The sequence below is a fragment of the Bradyrhizobium ingae genome, assembly GCF_055791185.1.
The window spans coordinates 118,548-133,242 of record NZ_JBVUBB010000014.1; the positions used below are offsets into that span (position 1 = coordinate 118,548).

12 protein-coding genes and 2 pseudogenes are annotated in these 14,695 nt (G+C 59.9%); 10 read left to right on the forward strand and 4 right to left on the reverse strand.

Annotation, left to right across the window (positions count from 1 at the left end; translation table 11 throughout):
- The first annotated feature begins 2 nt into the window (after positions 1 to 2).
- The 4 genes from ACV1FX_RS21280 to ACV1FX_RS21295 all read left to right on the forward strand — a co-directional run bounded on the left by ACV1FX_RS21280 (position 3) and on the right by ACV1FX_RS21295 (position 5,639).
- Positions 3 to 446: a tetratricopeptide repeat protein gene (locus ACV1FX_RS21280; protein WP_473119512.1), complete on the forward strand. Its 444-nt coding sequence runs from the start codon at positions 3 to 5 to the stop codon at positions 444 to 446.
- Positions 427 to 2,547 (forward strand): type III secretion system export apparatus subunit SctV, encoded by a 2,121-nt coding sequence (gene sctV, locus ACV1FX_RS21285; RefSeq protein WP_473119513.1) that lies wholly within the window; start codon positions 427 to 429, stop codon positions 2,545 to 2,547. Before ACV1FX_RS21280 ends, sctV begins: the two co-directional genes overlap by 20 nt.
- Positions 2,548 to 4,499: 1,952 nt before the next feature.
- On the forward strand, positions 4,500 to 5,297 hold the full coding sequence (locus tag ACV1FX_RS21290; RefSeq protein ID WP_473119514.1) for a GH12 family glycosyl hydrolase domain-containing protein: 798 nt from the start codon (positions 4,500 to 4,502) through the stop codon (positions 5,295 to 5,297).
- 147 nt (positions 5,298 to 5,444) lie between these two features.
- Positions 5,445 to 5,639: a recombinase family protein gene (locus tag ACV1FX_RS21295; RefSeq protein WP_473119515.1), complete on the forward strand. Its 195-nt coding sequence runs from the start codon at positions 5,445 to 5,447 to the stop codon at positions 5,637 to 5,639.
- Here ACV1FX_RS21295 and ACV1FX_RS21300 read toward each other — a convergent pair.
- The gene (locus tag ACV1FX_RS21300) at positions 5,601 to 5,792 is read right to left on the reverse strand and encodes a hypothetical protein (RefSeq protein WP_473119553.1); all 192 of its coding nucleotides are present in this window, start codon (positions 5,790 to 5,792) and stop codon (positions 5,601 to 5,603) included. The two genes, ACV1FX_RS21295 and ACV1FX_RS21300, sit on opposite strands and share 39 nt — an antisense overlap.
- A 639-nt stretch (positions 5,793 to 6,431) precedes the next feature.
- Here ACV1FX_RS21300 and ACV1FX_RS21305 point away from each other — a divergent pair.
- The 3 genes from ACV1FX_RS21305 to ACV1FX_RS21315 all read left to right on the forward strand — a co-directional run bounded on the left by ACV1FX_RS21305 (position 6,432) and on the right by ACV1FX_RS21315 (position 9,014).
- Positions 6,432 to 7,991, forward strand: coding sequence for a S10 family peptidase (locus ACV1FX_RS21305; RefSeq protein WP_473119516.1), 1,560 nt, complete (start codon positions 6,432 to 6,434; stop codon positions 7,989 to 7,991).
- Positions 7,992 to 8,328: 337 nt separating this feature from the next.
- Positions 8,329 to 8,640 carry a type II toxin-antitoxin system HigB family toxin gene (locus ACV1FX_RS21310; protein ID WP_473119517.1) on the forward strand — a complete coding sequence of 104 codons (312 nt, stop codon included), beginning with the start codon at positions 8,329 to 8,331 and terminating at the stop codon, positions 8,638 to 8,640.
- Positions 8,640 to 9,014 (forward strand): helix-turn-helix domain-containing protein, encoded by a 375-nt coding sequence (locus ACV1FX_RS21315; RefSeq protein ID WP_473119548.1) that lies wholly within the window; start codon positions 8,640 to 8,642, stop codon positions 9,012 to 9,014. The genes ACV1FX_RS21310 and ACV1FX_RS21315 overlap by 1 nt, the downstream gene beginning before the upstream one ends.
- A gap of 184 nt (positions 9,015 to 9,198) precedes the next feature.
- Here ACV1FX_RS21315 and ACV1FX_RS21320 read toward each other — a convergent pair whose 3' ends face one another.
- The gene (locus ACV1FX_RS21320) at positions 9,199 to 9,438 is read right to left on the reverse strand and encodes a helix-turn-helix transcriptional regulator (RefSeq protein ID WP_473119549.1); all 240 of its coding nucleotides are present in this window, start codon (positions 9,436 to 9,438) and stop codon (positions 9,199 to 9,201) included.
- On the opposite strand from ACV1FX_RS21320, the gene ACV1FX_RS21325 reads away from it, so the two are divergent.
- Positions 9,421 to 9,729 carry an ATP-binding protein gene (locus tag ACV1FX_RS21325; protein ID WP_473119518.1) on the forward strand — a complete coding sequence of 103 codons (309 nt, stop codon included), beginning with the start codon at positions 9,421 to 9,423 and terminating at the stop codon, positions 9,727 to 9,729. The two genes, ACV1FX_RS21320 and ACV1FX_RS21325, sit on opposite strands and share 18 nt — an antisense overlap.
- Before the next feature lie 6 nt (positions 9,730 to 9,735).
- Positions 9,736 to 9,858, forward strand: coding sequence for a hypothetical protein (locus ACV1FX_RS21330; RefSeq protein ID WP_473119519.1), 123 nt, complete (start codon positions 9,736 to 9,738; stop codon positions 9,856 to 9,858).
- Between the two features lie 489 nt (positions 9,859 to 10,347).
- Here ACV1FX_RS21330 and ACV1FX_RS21335 read toward each other — a convergent pair whose 3' ends face one another.
- Together ACV1FX_RS21335 and ACV1FX_RS21340 are read right to left on the reverse strand one after the other, a co-directional pair.
- Complete coding sequence (locus tag ACV1FX_RS21335) at positions 10,348 to 11,925, reverse strand: NEL-type E3 ubiquitin ligase domain-containing protein (RefSeq protein ID WP_473119520.1); 1,578 nt, start codon at positions 11,923 to 11,925, stop codon at positions 10,348 to 10,350.
- 1,193 nt (positions 11,926 to 13,118) lie between these two features.
- Positions 13,119 to 13,340, reverse strand: a pseudogene (locus tag ACV1FX_RS21340) (ISNCY family transposase); the annotation flags it as partial.
- A gap of 104 nt (positions 13,341 to 13,444) precedes the next feature.
- Here ACV1FX_RS21340 and ACV1FX_RS21345 point away from each other — a divergent pair.
- Positions 13,445 to 14,137: pseudogene (locus tag ACV1FX_RS21345) on the forward strand (transposase); the annotation flags it as partial.
- Positions 14,138 to 14,695: the final 558 nt, after the last annotated feature.

Genomic DNA, 14,695 nt, shown 5'->3' on the forward strand with positions numbered 1-14,695 from the left:
TAATGTCCAACTCCGATGGAGCGCAACGGACGACAGACGTTTCCAAGTCCGATTACGTCTCGCTGAGTGCCGGACAGGAACGCGATTTGCTTTGTGCCCTTTCCTATCTGCATCTTGCATGTGGACAGAGCGCAGAATGCCTGGCTCTCTTGCGGCTCATCGTCCGCGACGACTCTCAAGATGTCGATCTGCTGCGGATTCTCGCCTACGCCCTCATCTCGGAAGGCCTCGGCGGTGAAGCGCTGCCGATCCTGGATAGGCTGGACGCACTTGATGATGAATCGTCTTCGCGCGCCTCTTTGATGCTCTTGCGTAGCCATGCGCTGCGGCAGGCCGGCCTCATAGACGAGGGGCGCGCGGTTTTCCAAAACTATGTTTCGTTGCGTGACAGCACCGGATCTATCAACGAACGATCGGAAGGTTCCCATGGCCAACGTCCTGCGTAACATCATTGCGCGCGCGTCGGCCAGCTCCGATTTGATGGTTGCGTTGGCGCTGCTTCTGACGGTCAGCATGATGATCATGCCGATCCCGATAGTCGCAATCGATACGCTTATCGGCTTCAATCTGGGCTTCGCCATATTGCTGCTGATGGTTGCTCTGTATATCAGCACTCCGCTTGATTTCTCGTCCTTGCCGAGCGTCATCCTGATTTCCACGGTATTCCGCCTGGCGCTCACCATCTCGACGACGCGGCTGATCTTGGCTGAGGGGGATGCCGGCAGCATCATTCACACGTTCGGTGATTTCGTCATATCGGGAAATATCGTCGTCGGCATTGTCATATTTTTGGTCGTGACCATGGTGCAGTTCATCGTCGTCGCCAAGGGCGCTGAGCGCGTGGCGGAGGTGGCGGCGCGCTTCACGCTCGATGCTCTGCCGGGCAAGCAGATGGGGATCGATGCGGAGCTGCGCAACGGCCATATCGATCAGAACGAAGCCCGCAGCCGGCGCGCTACATTGGAGAAAGAAAGCCAGCTTTATGGAGCTATGGATGGCGCCATGAAGTTCGTGAAGGGCGATGCCATCGCAGGCTTGGTGGTCATCTGCATCAACATGCTGGGCGGGATCACCATCGGCCTGCTCTCCAAGGGCATGTCTTTCGAGGCGGCGCTGCATCAATATACCCTGCTGACGATAGGCGATGCGTTAATCTCACAGATTCCCTCGCTGCTGCTCTCGATTACAGCCGGAACGATCATCACTCGTGTCAACGGGGTTGTAAGGCTCAACCTCGGTACCGACATCGTAGGCCAGCTCACGGCCAATCCGCACGCATTGCGGCTATCTGCCTGCGTCCTGGTTGTAATGGGAGCTATTCCGGGTTTCCCGCTCCCTGTCTTTCTCCTCTTGGCCGCAGTCTTTGCGGCAGCGAGCTTTGCCGAAGGCGTAATCCAAAGCGCCAAGAAAAGCGCCGATGTCTCTCGCCCGGCTCCCGAACAGTCTAACAAGCAAACCGTGCCTGCGGGGGCGCTTCCCGTCGCGGTATTCCTTTCGCCCAGTCTGACCCGGGCGATCGACAAGGAAGAATTGCAACAGCATATTACGCGCGTTTCGGGACTTGTCTCAGCTGATCTTGGCATCACGATTCCGCGCATCCCCATCGAGGTCGACGAGCGCTTGCCGGAGTTGCAGTTCAGGGTGGATGTCGAGGGCGTGCCGGTCGATCAGGGTTTGATTGATCCAACGCAGCTCGCACTGCACGACGATCCGGCCAACATTGAATTGAGCGGCATCCCGTTTCGGCGCGAGGCGGAGAAGGATCAAATCTGGATTGAACAGAGCAACGCACCGGCTCTCAAAGCAGCCGGCATCGGGCATCACCGTCCCATTGAAATCCTGGCCTTGCGCGTCCATTCGGCGTTGACCCGCTATGCACAGTGCATGGTGGGTATCCAGGAGACGCGCCAATTGCTGGCGCGGATGGAGACGGAGTATTCCGATCTGGTGAAGGAGGTCTTACGTACGACGCCGATCCCCAAGGTCGCCGACGTCTTGCGGCGCCTCCTGGAAGAGGGTATTCCGATCCGGAACACGCGGCTGGTCTTGGAGGCATTGGCCGAATGGAGCGGACGTGAGCAAAACGTCGTCTTGCTGACGGAATATGTTCGCTCCGGCCTGAGACGGCAGATCTGCCACCGCTATGCCAATGCACACCGTGTCGTGCCGGTCTTCATCATCGAACGTCAAACCGAGGATATTGTTCGCAGCGCGGTGCGTGACACTCCCAAAGGGCCCTACCTGGTTTTGACGGACGGACAAAGTGAGGCGCTGCTGTCAAAAATGCGTCAGATCCATTCGAACGCAGTCCGAGGTCAGATCCAGCCCGTTATCCTTGCCTCGATGGATATAAGGCGCTTTGTCCGCGGTTTTCTCACCCGCAATGGGATCGATCTTGCTGTTCTATCCTATCAAGACCTTGCCTCGGACTTCACAATTCAGCCGGTTGGATCCATCACACTCGCAGCTGCGAAGGACAAGGCTCCGTCGGAGGAACTTAGCAACATGCTCGTTGCAGACGATTCACAGGCGCAGCAGTCGATATAAGATGGACCGAATGAATTCACGTCAGAAAGTTGTTCGGTGGCGCTTGGGCTCATTGTGTCTGCTCTCGTTCTCAGCTCTCCTTTCCATTCTCGGGCTCGGCGGTTGCGCCAGCTGGGATAGACCAGCTCTTCAGGTGCAGGAGACGCCGCCGCCAAAATTGCTTGGTGCAAAAGATATCGATCAAGCCATGCGAGAACGCATTGAGTGCGCGGTCGGCCAGACTCCAGACCAGGAGCTTTGCGCGACGCGCTGAAGCAGAAAAGCGTGGATTTGTTGGACTGCTGGAACATCTTTTCAAGTTAATCTAATTGTCGCGGTGTCGCGCTTCGGCGTTACCGTTAGAGTGATGGCGGCCGGACGACATCTCGCTTCAATGATAAGGAGCGCTTCAGACGATCAGACATCAACGGCCGCCCCCATCGCGGATCCAGCAACGCCATGAAATTGGAAGTTGACTATCCCTCAGTTTGCCCAAGAGCCTAATCCAAATCCTGCCGAGATATAGGGCGAACGGAAGAGCACCCGGCGAGCGTGTAGGTATTGGGCCGCGTGTCACTGCGAGGGCCTGCCATCGTGCCGGCAGGTATAGCGGCGGCTGAAACAGGCCGTTTCTTCGATGTGATCGAGAATAATGGGCAGCTTTGCCCGAAATACGATGCTGCTGTCTCGGTATCCGCTGGAACTGGACACCCAGGTCGAACTTGATGCTACTGGCGAAATCGGGCGGCGACGAAGGTTGACTTTCGATCAGCGCGGGGGCGTGTTTCCGTTCAAAGGCAATCGCGATGGCACGCGTAGTTGCTCTAAGTCGCTACGCCGCGAGCAAGGTATGGCAGCTGTCTAAACAGGACCGGCTCAGGTCTTTTCGGTAGGCGTGGCGGAGTAATCGAAGACATCACGGCGGCGCAAGCGCTCGTCACGGTAGCTGATCAACGCGCCTTGCCCGTGTTCGATGACGCGGACGAGATGATGGAATGATGACCGCCGACCGGTAGGGCGCCCGAGTTGTACGAAATCGCCCGCCAATTGCCCGCCAGCGTCTGCAATCTGACACGACACGCGATGACCAGTGCCGGCAGACACTGCACTTTTCGAACCGGCACGCCGTTTGCTCTGTTCGCGGCACCATCACCAAACCAACGCTCCAGCGGTGATGTTAGGGGGCGGGCGCCAGGGCCATCGGCGTCCCGCCCCTGACTTAGCCGTCGGTCGTACCTCGAGCAAACTTTCGATGCCATTTCGGAGCAGTCCAGTTCCAACTTCCGAAAGAGCCGCGACGACCCGCGAGGAACCGATTTAGCACGTGACGGTGTCGATCTCGGTCTCGGTCATTGCCATTTTTCACCCGCCTTGCGCGATTCTGGCCGCGGATTTGCCAACGGAAGTAGGTCAGCAGCGCAACTGCAATTTCATGAGTCACAGACGTAAGGCTTTTTGTCGGGCCGACGACACGTGATCGAAAATCGGCGGGAACGCGCCTTCGGACTGCTGGCATCGAATTCTGCACATCACAAACGGTCAATCGACGTGCAAAACTTATAGCACCCCCGTCTGGATCGCGCCTTCCAGCCGCGCTTCGTATGCTGCAGAGCTCTCATTGTACATTATTGTTCGTTCCTGCAGAGAAAGCGCTGCCGGGGGCACGAGGGCACAACAACCCAATGATGTGCCAGGTGCCAGCGGAGGAGGCCGGGCGCTCCGAAACCCCGGCCATCTCCACACCCGGCCTCCTCCTCAACCCAAGCCGGGAGCAAAATAAATAAGGCAACCGATCGCACTCGGGAGCATCGATCTGTGAGGCAATACGCAGTCCACCTTTCTCCTTGCACGGGTCAGCTTCTCGAAAGCCAAGCTTCGTAGAAATTCGAACCTGCCTTCAGATGAGGCCACCTAAGACTGAACTGCTCACCCATTCCAGGATACCCCGCTGGCAGAAAGAGGAAGACAGCACTATGGATTTTAATCGGATAAACGGTGCCGGCTCGCCAGAGTCCCCAACGGGGTACGTTTACTCACAGGAGGAACATGATCTTTTTAGCCAGGCTGTGAATCATGTCAGGTCATCGGCGACCGCCCCGATGCCGGCTAAGGCTCCGATTTGGAAGTCGAGCGATCCATACGGGCACTTTTCACGCGATGGCAATACCTGGAACAACGACGTGTGGGGCAGTGGTGCAGGGCCTCAGACCATTTCGGTGCATGATGCGAACCGATGGAGCGTGTGGTCGAACCAGCCTGGAACTGGTGGCATCAAGAGCTATCCGCACGAGGCTGTCCATATCGGAAAGCCGCTCAGTGCAATCAACACTTTGACCTCGACCTTCAATCAGCACGTTCCTAAAAGCGGGGCCTGGGACACTGCCTATGATATTTGGGACAGCTCAAACCAGCAAGAGATCATGATCTGGACAAACTACACCGGAAACTCGGACGGTAGCGGCAACGTTAAGCCGATTTCGTATAAATACGCCCCTTCCGGCGCGTCGATCCCGGTCTATCGCAATGTCGCTGTAGGAGGGACGACCTGGAACGTGTTTGAAGGGAATAATGGTCACAACGTCATCTCGCTCGTGCCCATTTCGAAGAGCAATAGCGGGACAGTGGATATCAAAGGCATCCTAGAGTGGATCAAGTCGAAGGGTTACTTCGGCGACATAAACGTCGGTAGCGTCCAATACGGCGTCGAGATCACCTCGTCGCCAGGTGGAATGAACTTCAACTTCGACAATATGACCGTGACCTCGAAGTGAAGATTCGTGGGACGGGATGGTCTGTGCTCATATTGTAAGCCACGCCGACTAACGGTCTCAGCCTGCGGCTTACGACGTCTGAGACCGGCATGTCATTCGGCCGACAATGATTGCCCCCTTAAGCCAGAAGACCGGCGTCCCCCTCCGATGGGGCGCCCCACTTACACAAAGATCCACCAGGTCCTCACCAACCCGTTCTATGCCGGCGTTTATGTGTATGGCCGCACCCAGCAGAGCTATCTCGATACGGGCGTCGAATCCGAAAGCGCATCAAACAACGCGGCCGCAAGCAGTGACCGGTCTTTAAGGGGGCGGATTCAATCGGTCGTCGCAACACTCTGAAGTGGGAGGTTGCGATGAGCATTCGAACGCGGCGATCGGCTCGATCTGGACGAGCTCCATTGCCATCGCCAGGACGGCCGCCTGACGGGGCGTGATGAACAGAGCGGATTCTGCGCGGGGGATTGCCGCGGTGACGGTGTCGATCTCTGCCATTGGCATGTTTTAACCCACCTTGCGCGATTCTGGCCGCGGTTTTGCCAACGGAAGCAGGTCAGCAGCGCAACTGCAATTTGATGAACTACAGACGTGAGGCCTGTTGTCGGGTCGACGACACGTGATCGAAAATCGCCGGGAACGCGCCTCGGGACTGCTCGAATTCTGCACTCACAAACTGTCAATCGACGTTCAAAAACTTATAACCCCACGTCTGGATCGCGCCTTCTAGCCGCGCTTCGTATGCTGCAATGTTCTCAATGTACGTTTCGCTCATGAGCGCGCGTAGCCGCGCAGGCGGGTCTATACATGTTGACTCGCTCCAGGTTTGTCCCACAAGCCGGCGCCCAAGGGCTATGAGGCCATCCATGAACCACATCTGGGCGGCGAGATGCGGGTTTTCTCGATGCAATTCGTGCGCCAGGAGCTCCTAATCCGTGCGTGTGGATGTGCTCGTCGGCAAGCGATCGCCATCTGCAAGCACAGGCCCGCTGCTCTGGCGCTGCCGCCGACAGGCGGGACCCAAGGGATAGCGAATACTACCGGACTTAGTAGGCCTGTTGTTCCTCGACTATCAGCTAAGTGAGTAGGGCTGGGAGACACGCCTCGTGCACGAGCGGCCGGAAGGGGAGAAACTCGATGCAGTTTGATTTGACCGCGCTGCGCCGCGCCTGTCTTGTGTTGGCCCTGCTTGCCTGCGGCGTGATGGGGAGCGCTTGGGCCGACGATCCGCCGCAGCGTCCCGATGCTGCGACGCCTGCCGGCCAGAAAGGCGGTCCCGGCGCACCGGCCGGCCAAACGCCGTCTACGGCCGAGCAGCATCGTCTGCCGCCGGACTCCACCACCAGGCAAACGCTCGAGCTGCCCGGGCGGACGCTCACTTTCACCGCGACCGCAGGCTCCATTCGCCTGTTCGACGACAAGGGCGAGCCGCAAGCCGAGATCGCCTATACCTCCTATCAGCTCGACGGCACCGACCGCGCCTCGCGTCCCGTGACGTTCTTCTTCAATGGCGGGCCGGGCGCATCGTCGGCGTGGCTGCAACTCGGCAATGCCGGCCCGTGGCGGCTGCCGATCAACGCCGACGAGGTCACGCCATCGACTTCTTCTGAGGTGAAGCCAAACGCCGAGACCTGGCTCGATTTCACAGACCTTGTTTTTATCGATCCGGTCGGGACCGGCTATAGCCGTTTCGTTGCGACCGGCGAGGATGTCCGCAGGCGGTTCTTTTCCGTGGACGGCGATGTCAGTGCGCTCGCGCTGGTGATCCGCCGCTGGCTCGAGAAGTATGACCGGCTGCGATCGCCAAAATATGTCGCGGGCGAAAGCTATGGCGGCATTCGCGGGCCGAAGGTCGTAGCTCAGTTGCAGATGCAGCAGGGCGTCGGCGTCAAGGGCCTGATCATGATCTCGCCCTTGTTCGACTACCGCGAGTTCTCAGGTACGAGCCTCCTGCAATATGTCGCAACGCTGCCGAGCTATGTCGCGACCGTGCGCGAAGCCAAGGGGCCGGTGAAGCGGGCCGATCTCGCCGATGTGGAAGCTTATGCACGCGGCGAGTTCCTGGTCGACCTCGTCAAAGGCGAGGCGGACAGGGAGGCGGCCACGCGTCTGGCCGACAAGGTCGCCACACTGACCGGCATCGACCAGGCGGTGAGCCGCAGGCTCTCGGGCCGCTTCGACATCGGTGAATTCCGCCGCGAGCTCGACCGCAAGAACGGCAAGGTGACCGGTCGCTACGATGCCTCCGTGCGCGGCTTCGATCCCTATCCGGATTCCGGCGCCTCCCGTTTCGGCGATCCCTCCGGCGACACGCTTCAGGCGCCGCTGACCAGTGCCGCCGTCGATCTCCTCACGCGCAAGCTGAACTGGCGGCCGGACGGCTCGTATGAGGTGCTCAATGGCGCGGTTTGGCGGGGGTGGGATTTTGGCAGCAGACTTCCCGAGTCGCTGTCGGAGCTGCGCCAGATGCTTGCGACGGACGCGAAGATGAACGTACTGGTCGGGCACGGCCTGTTCGATCTTGCCACGCCTTATTTTGCCTCGAAGATGTTGCTCGACCAGTTGCCGGCCTTTGCCTCAGTGCCGCGGGTCAAACTCGTGGTCGTTCCAGGCGGCCACATGTTCTACTCGCGCGAAAGCTCACGGCAGGCGTTTCGCGCAGAGGTCGAAACGATGATCAGGCCGGCGGCGAACTAGTACTTCTGCACAGTGATTTTGTCGGGTTGGATCTGGGAACGGTCAGATTAGCCGGCAGGCTTTTGGGATCGACGAGGACCTCGATGCTGCGGGGGGCCTTGGCTGCCGTCTGATGAGGCCAGCTCGTTCCAGGGTCAACGCCCATTTTAGCTGGATCGATAGCACACAGCTTTCGGCGACATACACCTATACATACACCTCGCAAGGAAGTTTCCCCGCGCCGTTGAGAACCAGCGATATTCATCGGCCGTCTTTAAGAGTTTTAGCACCAGCATATTCTTCCCAAAAATGGAAATCGATCCTTCCATTTTTGGGAAATCCACGCTAGCATCCGCTCATGCTGGTTATCGGCACGGACATTGTTGAGCGCTACTTTGCCGAACGTTCCGGCCATCGGGGCATCGATGCGGCGCGCGCCCAATATCGGGCATGGCTGGCGATTGCGGAGGCTTCGGACTGGCGCACGCCTCAGGACGTGAAGCGTTCGCATCCCAAGGCGAGCATCCTAAAAGGCGGGCGCGTAGTATTCAATATCAAGGCCAACGACTACCGCTTGATCGCCTTGGTACAATATCGCGATGGCGTGTTGATAATCCGCTTTTTCGGCAGTCATGAAGACTATGATAAGGTGGATGCGGAGGCGGTGTGATGAAGGCGACTTTGATCATTATCCAGAACGAGGCCGATCATGAGATGGCCAAGGCGCTTGTCGGCAAGCTAATGCGATCGAGCGAGGCTGACGACCGCGCGCGCATGGTGGCGCAGGCTCGCCTGATCGAGGCATATGAACGCACGCGATGGCCGCGCAAAGCGCCGCCGTTGTCTGATTTGCTGACCTATCTAATGGAGCAGCATGGTTTGACGCGCGCCGATCTTGTGCCGCTTCTGGGCACGGCGAGCCGTGTCAGCGAGGTCATGTCGGGCAAGCGCGAATTGAGCATGACGATGGTAAAGCGCCTGCGCGAGCGTTTCCATGTTCCAGCGGATTTGCTGATTTTGGCCAGTGAGAGTGTCGCGGCCTAGGTGGATAGGGACGCGCCAGTAAGTCACGTATTTTCCAGACTTCGGTAGCAGTCTAAAGCGATGAGTGAAAAGCGTCCCCGCTCAAAGAGTTGCCAGTTTTTAGAGAGCAGAATAAGCGCAATGGAAACGCTTTGGCTGCGGAGGCCTAGAGGACCCGCGTGAGGAAATGGTACAACCACCGACCTCACCGGACTTCATCGAACTCGCGTTTCGGCCGCCATCCGACGGGATCTGCGATCCAGCGGTTGATGTCGGATTCGTTCCAACCTGCGCCATTCGTGCTGATCCTGAGCTGGGCCGGGAACATGCCCTCGGCGATCTTGCGGTAAATGGTGGGAAGGCAAGATACTGCCCCTGTTTGGGCGTGAAGGTTTTTACCGAAGGACTCACACCGACCATCCGCTTCATGCTGGCGCGATTGTATCTCTCCGGCATCCGCAATCAGCTCGACTACTTGCTCGACGAAGCGGCGCACGCGAACCTGTCGGCGCATAAGACGCTGATCCTACTGTGCGAGCGCGAGATCGCGCGCAAGGATCACCGCCGCATTGAGATGGCGCTGAAACTCACACACTTCCCAGCCGTAAAGGAGCTTGCGGGCTTCGACTTCGAGGCGCAGCCGATCGATCCGAAGCAGATCCGCGACCTGGCCGCGTCACCTTGGATCGCCAACGGCGAGAACGTGCTGCTGCTAGGGTCCGCCGGGCGTCGGTAAGAGCGCTTGTCGATCGCGCTCGGGCGAGAGGCGCTTCTGGCCGGATACACGGTGCAGTGCACCACGGCGACGATGCTGGTCGCTGGCCTCGCCAAGGCGCATGGCGAGCGGCATCTGGACGAGAACTGATCCGCGGCGACAGCTACGCTACGGCTCCTCGCCTTCTCGGTGCGGGCCGGGGCGGCCGAACCGTCCCCCGGTCAGACTCGATATCTCCCGGTTTCCGCGCAAGGAACGTCCATACATGCCAGGGTCTACGACCACGCCGGGACGTCCAGGTGCTCGCGTTGTCGCACCCGCCCGCGTCGCCTTCCGCTCTGAGTTAGCGTCGGCCCCCGGAACAATCTTCTTTCGCGGTTCAATGGCTGGCCTGCATGCTCCCCTTTCGACGCTTCGCCAGCGCCCTCGCGGACGCTGCCGCAGGGCTCGGGGCCGATGTGGGACGCTACTCCTTCATCGTAGTGGACCCTCACCATCTATTCCTTGGCCGGCCTTCCAGCGCACACTCAATAAGACTAGCGCGATCTCCGGCTTGGTCCGGATCCAACTTCGGCAGGAATGCCCCCTTGCGCCGCCGATCGCATGGAAACAGGATCCCCCCGCATACGGAGCGCCACTTCATAACTCGAGGCCGCGGTCCCCGAGCACCTCGCGCATCAACGCGCCCTTGATCTCGCAGGTGATTTCTTTGAGGAGATCGGGTCCGAGCGCCTCCGCGGCTGCGGCTCTGAGCTCCGGTGCGGCATCGGTCAGGTGATGATCGGCGAGCCGTTGCTGCAGGCGCGTCTCGAACTCCTCGCCCATCGCATCGGCGAGCCGTTCCTGCATCGCTGCATAAGCCTCGGGTGCAATGCGGCTCACCACGGTTTCCAAGGGGGACCAGCGGGTTACCAGATAGTCGGCGAATCCTGCCGCCTCTTCGTCTCGCACGCGCGTCTCGGCCGCAATGAGGTCGTCCTCGGTGACGTAGGAGACGGTGAAGAAGCGCATGTCCGGAGCGATATGCTGCAGCTTGAGCCGCTCGCGCAGCTTGATCTGATAGGCGAGATAGACCTCGATCTCGTCGACAAAGCGGAGCGAGCTGACTTTCTGCCGGGCGATCTTCTCGAGCTGGTCCAAGCGGAACAGCACGCGGGCTTGCTCGATGAGCTCGTTGAGCCGCTCGTCATAGGCGCCGTCCTCGACATCAGCGTTTAGACGTGCGGTCTGCATGCCGTTCCAGGTCAAAGTGATGCGATCCTCGCAGGTCTCGCTCGCCCCGAAGGCCAGTTGGAAGTACTGCTCGCGCAACCGCGGCCTGATTGCCGCCTGCCGCAGATCCTCGGCCACCGCCTGCCGGAACTCGGGGTTGCCATAGTTCACGGTGTGCCGCAGCCGGTCGAGGAAGAGGGCATACTGCTGGGCGCATGGTTCATCAGTGACGGTCTGCCAGGCAGCCACCACCTGCGGCTCGCCCTCCAGCCAGTCCGCGACGACCTCGGGCAGAGGCCGCGGCGGCGCTTGCTCCGATCCTCCGTCTCTCGAGAAGTAGAGGTGTGGGCCGGCATAGCCCGGGACATTGCAGGCTGCCGCCAGATTGGTCCGTACCCGCTCGGATAGCGGGTTACCCTCCAGATCAACGACGCACTCAGGGCCGAGCCGCGTCAGCAGCGTCTCGGGTAGGCTGGTCAGCTGGTTGTTGCTCGCGTCGAGAAATTCGAGCCCGGGCGGGAGGCGGGCCGGCAGATTGGTCAGCCGGTTGTAGCTAGCGTTCAGCTCCAGAAGCGTGGCCGGAAGGTTATCGGGCAAAGTAGTCAGCTGATTGTCGTGAACGTTGAGGCGCAAGAGCCCGGCCGGGAAGGCGGCCGGCAGGTTGTTCAGCTGGTTGCGCATGGCGTAGAGCACACGGAGATCGGTCGGAAGGGGGTTGGGCAAGCTGGTCAGCTGATTGCCCCAGATGCTCAGACGCTGGAGCGCGGCGGGAAAGGCGGCGGGCAAGGCTGTCAGGGATAGCAACGAAAGGTCCAGCAGCGCATGGGCCGCGGCGGCATCGAGCCAGGCTCTGGTTCGTCTTACGGCCTCTTGCCGGTTCTCCTGTTCACCCTGTCCGTCGTCGGCAGCCCAGCCCTCCAGAACCTGGTCCTGCGCCGTTTCGCGCGAAGCCCGAGCCTCGCGGTTCGTCGGATCGCCAGCGGCAGAGATGCGCGTCCTGGTCAAGGATCCAACCCACTGCGTTGCGGCCCGGGTGAGCGTGCATAGGCAGCCTGGCTGTTGGTCTCGTTCGGAAGAGACAGTCGTAACGTCGTCCCCCGGTTGGTCCTGTCCTGGGTTCATCGATGCGTCTCTCCGGTCGCCAAAACAAAGGGAATGCAAGGGAGCGGCGCCTCTCGAGGCCCGTAGCCCACAATTTTACAGCTTCAACCTCGCATTGGTCAGGATCAATCGAGCAAGCCCCATTGTGTAATCGTGAGCCGGTGATGCGTGCGACGTCCTTCAATTGCTGGTTATTTGTTCCTGCAGTCGGCGTGCCGCACGCGAAAGCGTTGCTGCCGTGTCGAGACCAAAAAACAGCGGTTTGCCGCCGCAACGGAACGATCAGGCTGCTTGGTTCGGTTTGTCGCATCAACGTTTCAAATCAGACAGAATGGCACGCGAGAATGGGAGCTATCGACGAATCTCGGTGACGGAAGGGGGCAGGCGGCAGCGGATTGAGCTTGCGACCTGACGACTTCGAGTCCGTCGGCGAAGTTCATGCCGAGGATGAGTTTTGGCAATTGCAAATTCTGGCAGTTGACGAGCGCGGTGCTCTCCACGCGTAATCGCAATAAAGCCAAAATGCCAGTCGCGAACCCACGACTGAAAGGAAGGTGCCGATTCCGAGGTCATCGCGCGCACCGCACCGATTTGATGGCGCGCGGGGTTCCGAAATGATCGCGCGCAGTTTTGCATGGTGTGAGGCCTGATCGTTGAGCCATTTCTCCGGTTGGAAACAGCTTGGAGAATTGGATATGGCGCGGCGATCTAGGGTTCTTCCGCATATTTGGTGCAGGTCGCCTTTTCGCGTTTTCATCGTGGGCGATTGTGCGTTGTCAGACGGTCGTCAGCAGCCTGTTTCTTAGCAGTGCAAATCCTGAACGGCCATACATCTGGCGCTTGTATGGCGCGACGATCTGGGTAGGAAGCCCGTATTGCCCGCATGTAGCGATGTTCCCAATAGACCTCTCGTTGCCTCATCTATTTTGCTCCCTAGCCAGGGAGTGAAGGAAGCCGGTCGCACAACTGGTGGGCATTTCGAGCGCGCCGATGTCCGCGCTCGGTCCTCGATCGATCACGGGTCTACGTCACACAGCCGTTCCGTTATCGAGCAGCGGCGGGCTCGCCGGTGTGATGTGTCGATCACGTCAGTTGTGCTACGTCTTCCCAGGAGCCAAACAACAGCTTGCTTGCTCGCTGCGCCACGATTTGAGACGACGTTGAAGAGTTCGGAGTGCTTTGCTCGGGTAGACCCCGGGGTATTCTGCCTGAAGCTTGCACAGGAGTTCGCTGCCGGTCCGCCACGGCTCGGCCTCGAACCATTCACGCGGCTGTGGCGCAGCTTTGACGAGCGGATCAGGGCGTCGCCGCTCTCGCTTCGGCTGTGGCGCGCCCGACGCGGTGCAGGTGGCGGACCACTGGCGCCTGCTCAATAGTCTGGGTGAGACCCTGCGCCATGCGTTCGGCCGCCATCGTCACAACGTATTCGACGAACTATCTGGTCGACGTCGAGAACGCGATCATCGTCGATGTTGAAGCGACCACGGCAATCCGACAGGCCGAGGTCCTCGCCGCCAAGCGCATGATCGAACGTTCGATGGAGCGCTTCGACATCTATCCTGCCAGGATCATGGGCGACAGCGCTTACGGCTCGGCTGAGATGCTCGGTTGGCTGGTCTATGGGCATGGCATCGAGCCGCATGTAACAGTGCTCGACGAGTCGGCGCGCCAGGATGGCACTTTCTCACGCGACGACTTCACCTACGACCATGCCAGCGATGCCTATGTCTGCTCCGGCGGCACGTTGCTGTCGACGACCGGCTCATTGATCGACGGTGCGACATTGCGCTGCCGGGAGCAAGTATGATTGCCAAGGTTGCCTCTAAAGCCCCGGTGCTGTCCAAAGGAGGCGGCTCGATACGTGCCGCGGTCGATCTATGACGGCGCCCGTGACGTGGCGCGCGAGATCGCGTGATCTTGGGAATGGAGCGCCTCGAGCCGGTTACGCAAGAAGATCGAGATGCTGTTCGCGCACCTCAAGCGCATTCTCAAGCTCGACCGTTTACGTCTACGAGGCCGAAACGGCGCGCGCGACGTGTTCATCCTCGCAGCCACCGCTCAGAACCTTCGCAGGCTGGCCAAGCTGATCCCGATGCTAACCCCCAAGCCCGCATAAGACCCCGCCCGCCTTGCGCCAGTGTCGCGGCGGGGCGCTTCTCGCGCGCGCACTCATGGGTGCCGATCCGTTGAGGTTGGCAAGCGGAGCAGGTGGACAACGCCGAGCTCTCTCATTTGCGAATCCCTAACTTGTATTGGCTCGCGACATTGTGGGGCGTTACCCGGGGGCGCCCCACATCGCGGGAGAGGTTTCGATGCTGGATGCAGGAAGCGGCGGACGGCAATCCGATCGAGGGATGGAGGCGAAGCGTCCTCATCGAAGCAGCTACCGTCCGTGAAAGCGAAGAGCATCGCTGGATAAAGGGCCGCGCTGACCCGCATGAGCATGAGAGCTCGCCGAATGGCACGCGAGGAGGCGGCTTTCTGTCTTTCACCCGAGCGGGGCCCGGAGGCGATTGACGACGTGCTTGCCTTGATCGGCACTACCTGTCCGGAGTGTCCGCCTGACCAGGGTACTGCGGCGACCTGCCACTCCAGCTTGTATTTGGCTCGGCCACCAACGCGACGTCAATGGCGAAGCTGGTGTGGACATCAGATGGTCCAAGCCGAGACCCGT

Coding starts and splice junctions, on each gene's coding strand:
- ACV1FX_RS21280 (WP_473119512.1), top strand. CDS start 3: ATGTCCAACTCCGATGGAGCGCAACGGACGACAGACGTTTCCAAGTCC.
- sctV (WP_473119513.1), top strand. CDS start 427: ATGGCCAACGTCCTGCGTAACATCATTGCGCGCGCGTCGGCCAGCTCC.
- ACV1FX_RS21290 (WP_473119514.1), top strand. CDS start 4,500: ATGGATTTTAATCGGATAAACGGTGCCGGCTCGCCAGAGTCCCCAACG.
- ACV1FX_RS21295 (WP_473119515.1), top strand. CDS start 5,445: ATGGGGCGCCCCACTTACACAAAGATCCACCAGGTCCTCACCAACCCG.
- ACV1FX_RS21300 (WP_473119553.1), bottom strand. CDS start 5,792: ATGGCAGAGATCGACACCGTCACCGCGGCAATCCCCCGCGCAGAATCC.
- ACV1FX_RS21305 (WP_473119516.1), top strand. CDS start 6,432: ATGCAGTTTGATTTGACCGCGCTGCGCCGCGCCTGTCTTGTGTTGGCC.
- ACV1FX_RS21310 (WP_473119517.1), top strand. CDS start 8,329: ATGCTGGTTATCGGCACGGACATTGTTGAGCGCTACTTTGCCGAACGT.
- ACV1FX_RS21315 (WP_473119548.1), top strand. CDS start 8,640: ATGAAGGCGACTTTGATCATTATCCAGAACGAGGCCGATCATGAGATG.
- ACV1FX_RS21325 (WP_473119518.1), top strand. CDS start 9,421: ATGCTGGCGCGATTGTATCTCTCCGGCATCCGCAATCAGCTCGACTAC.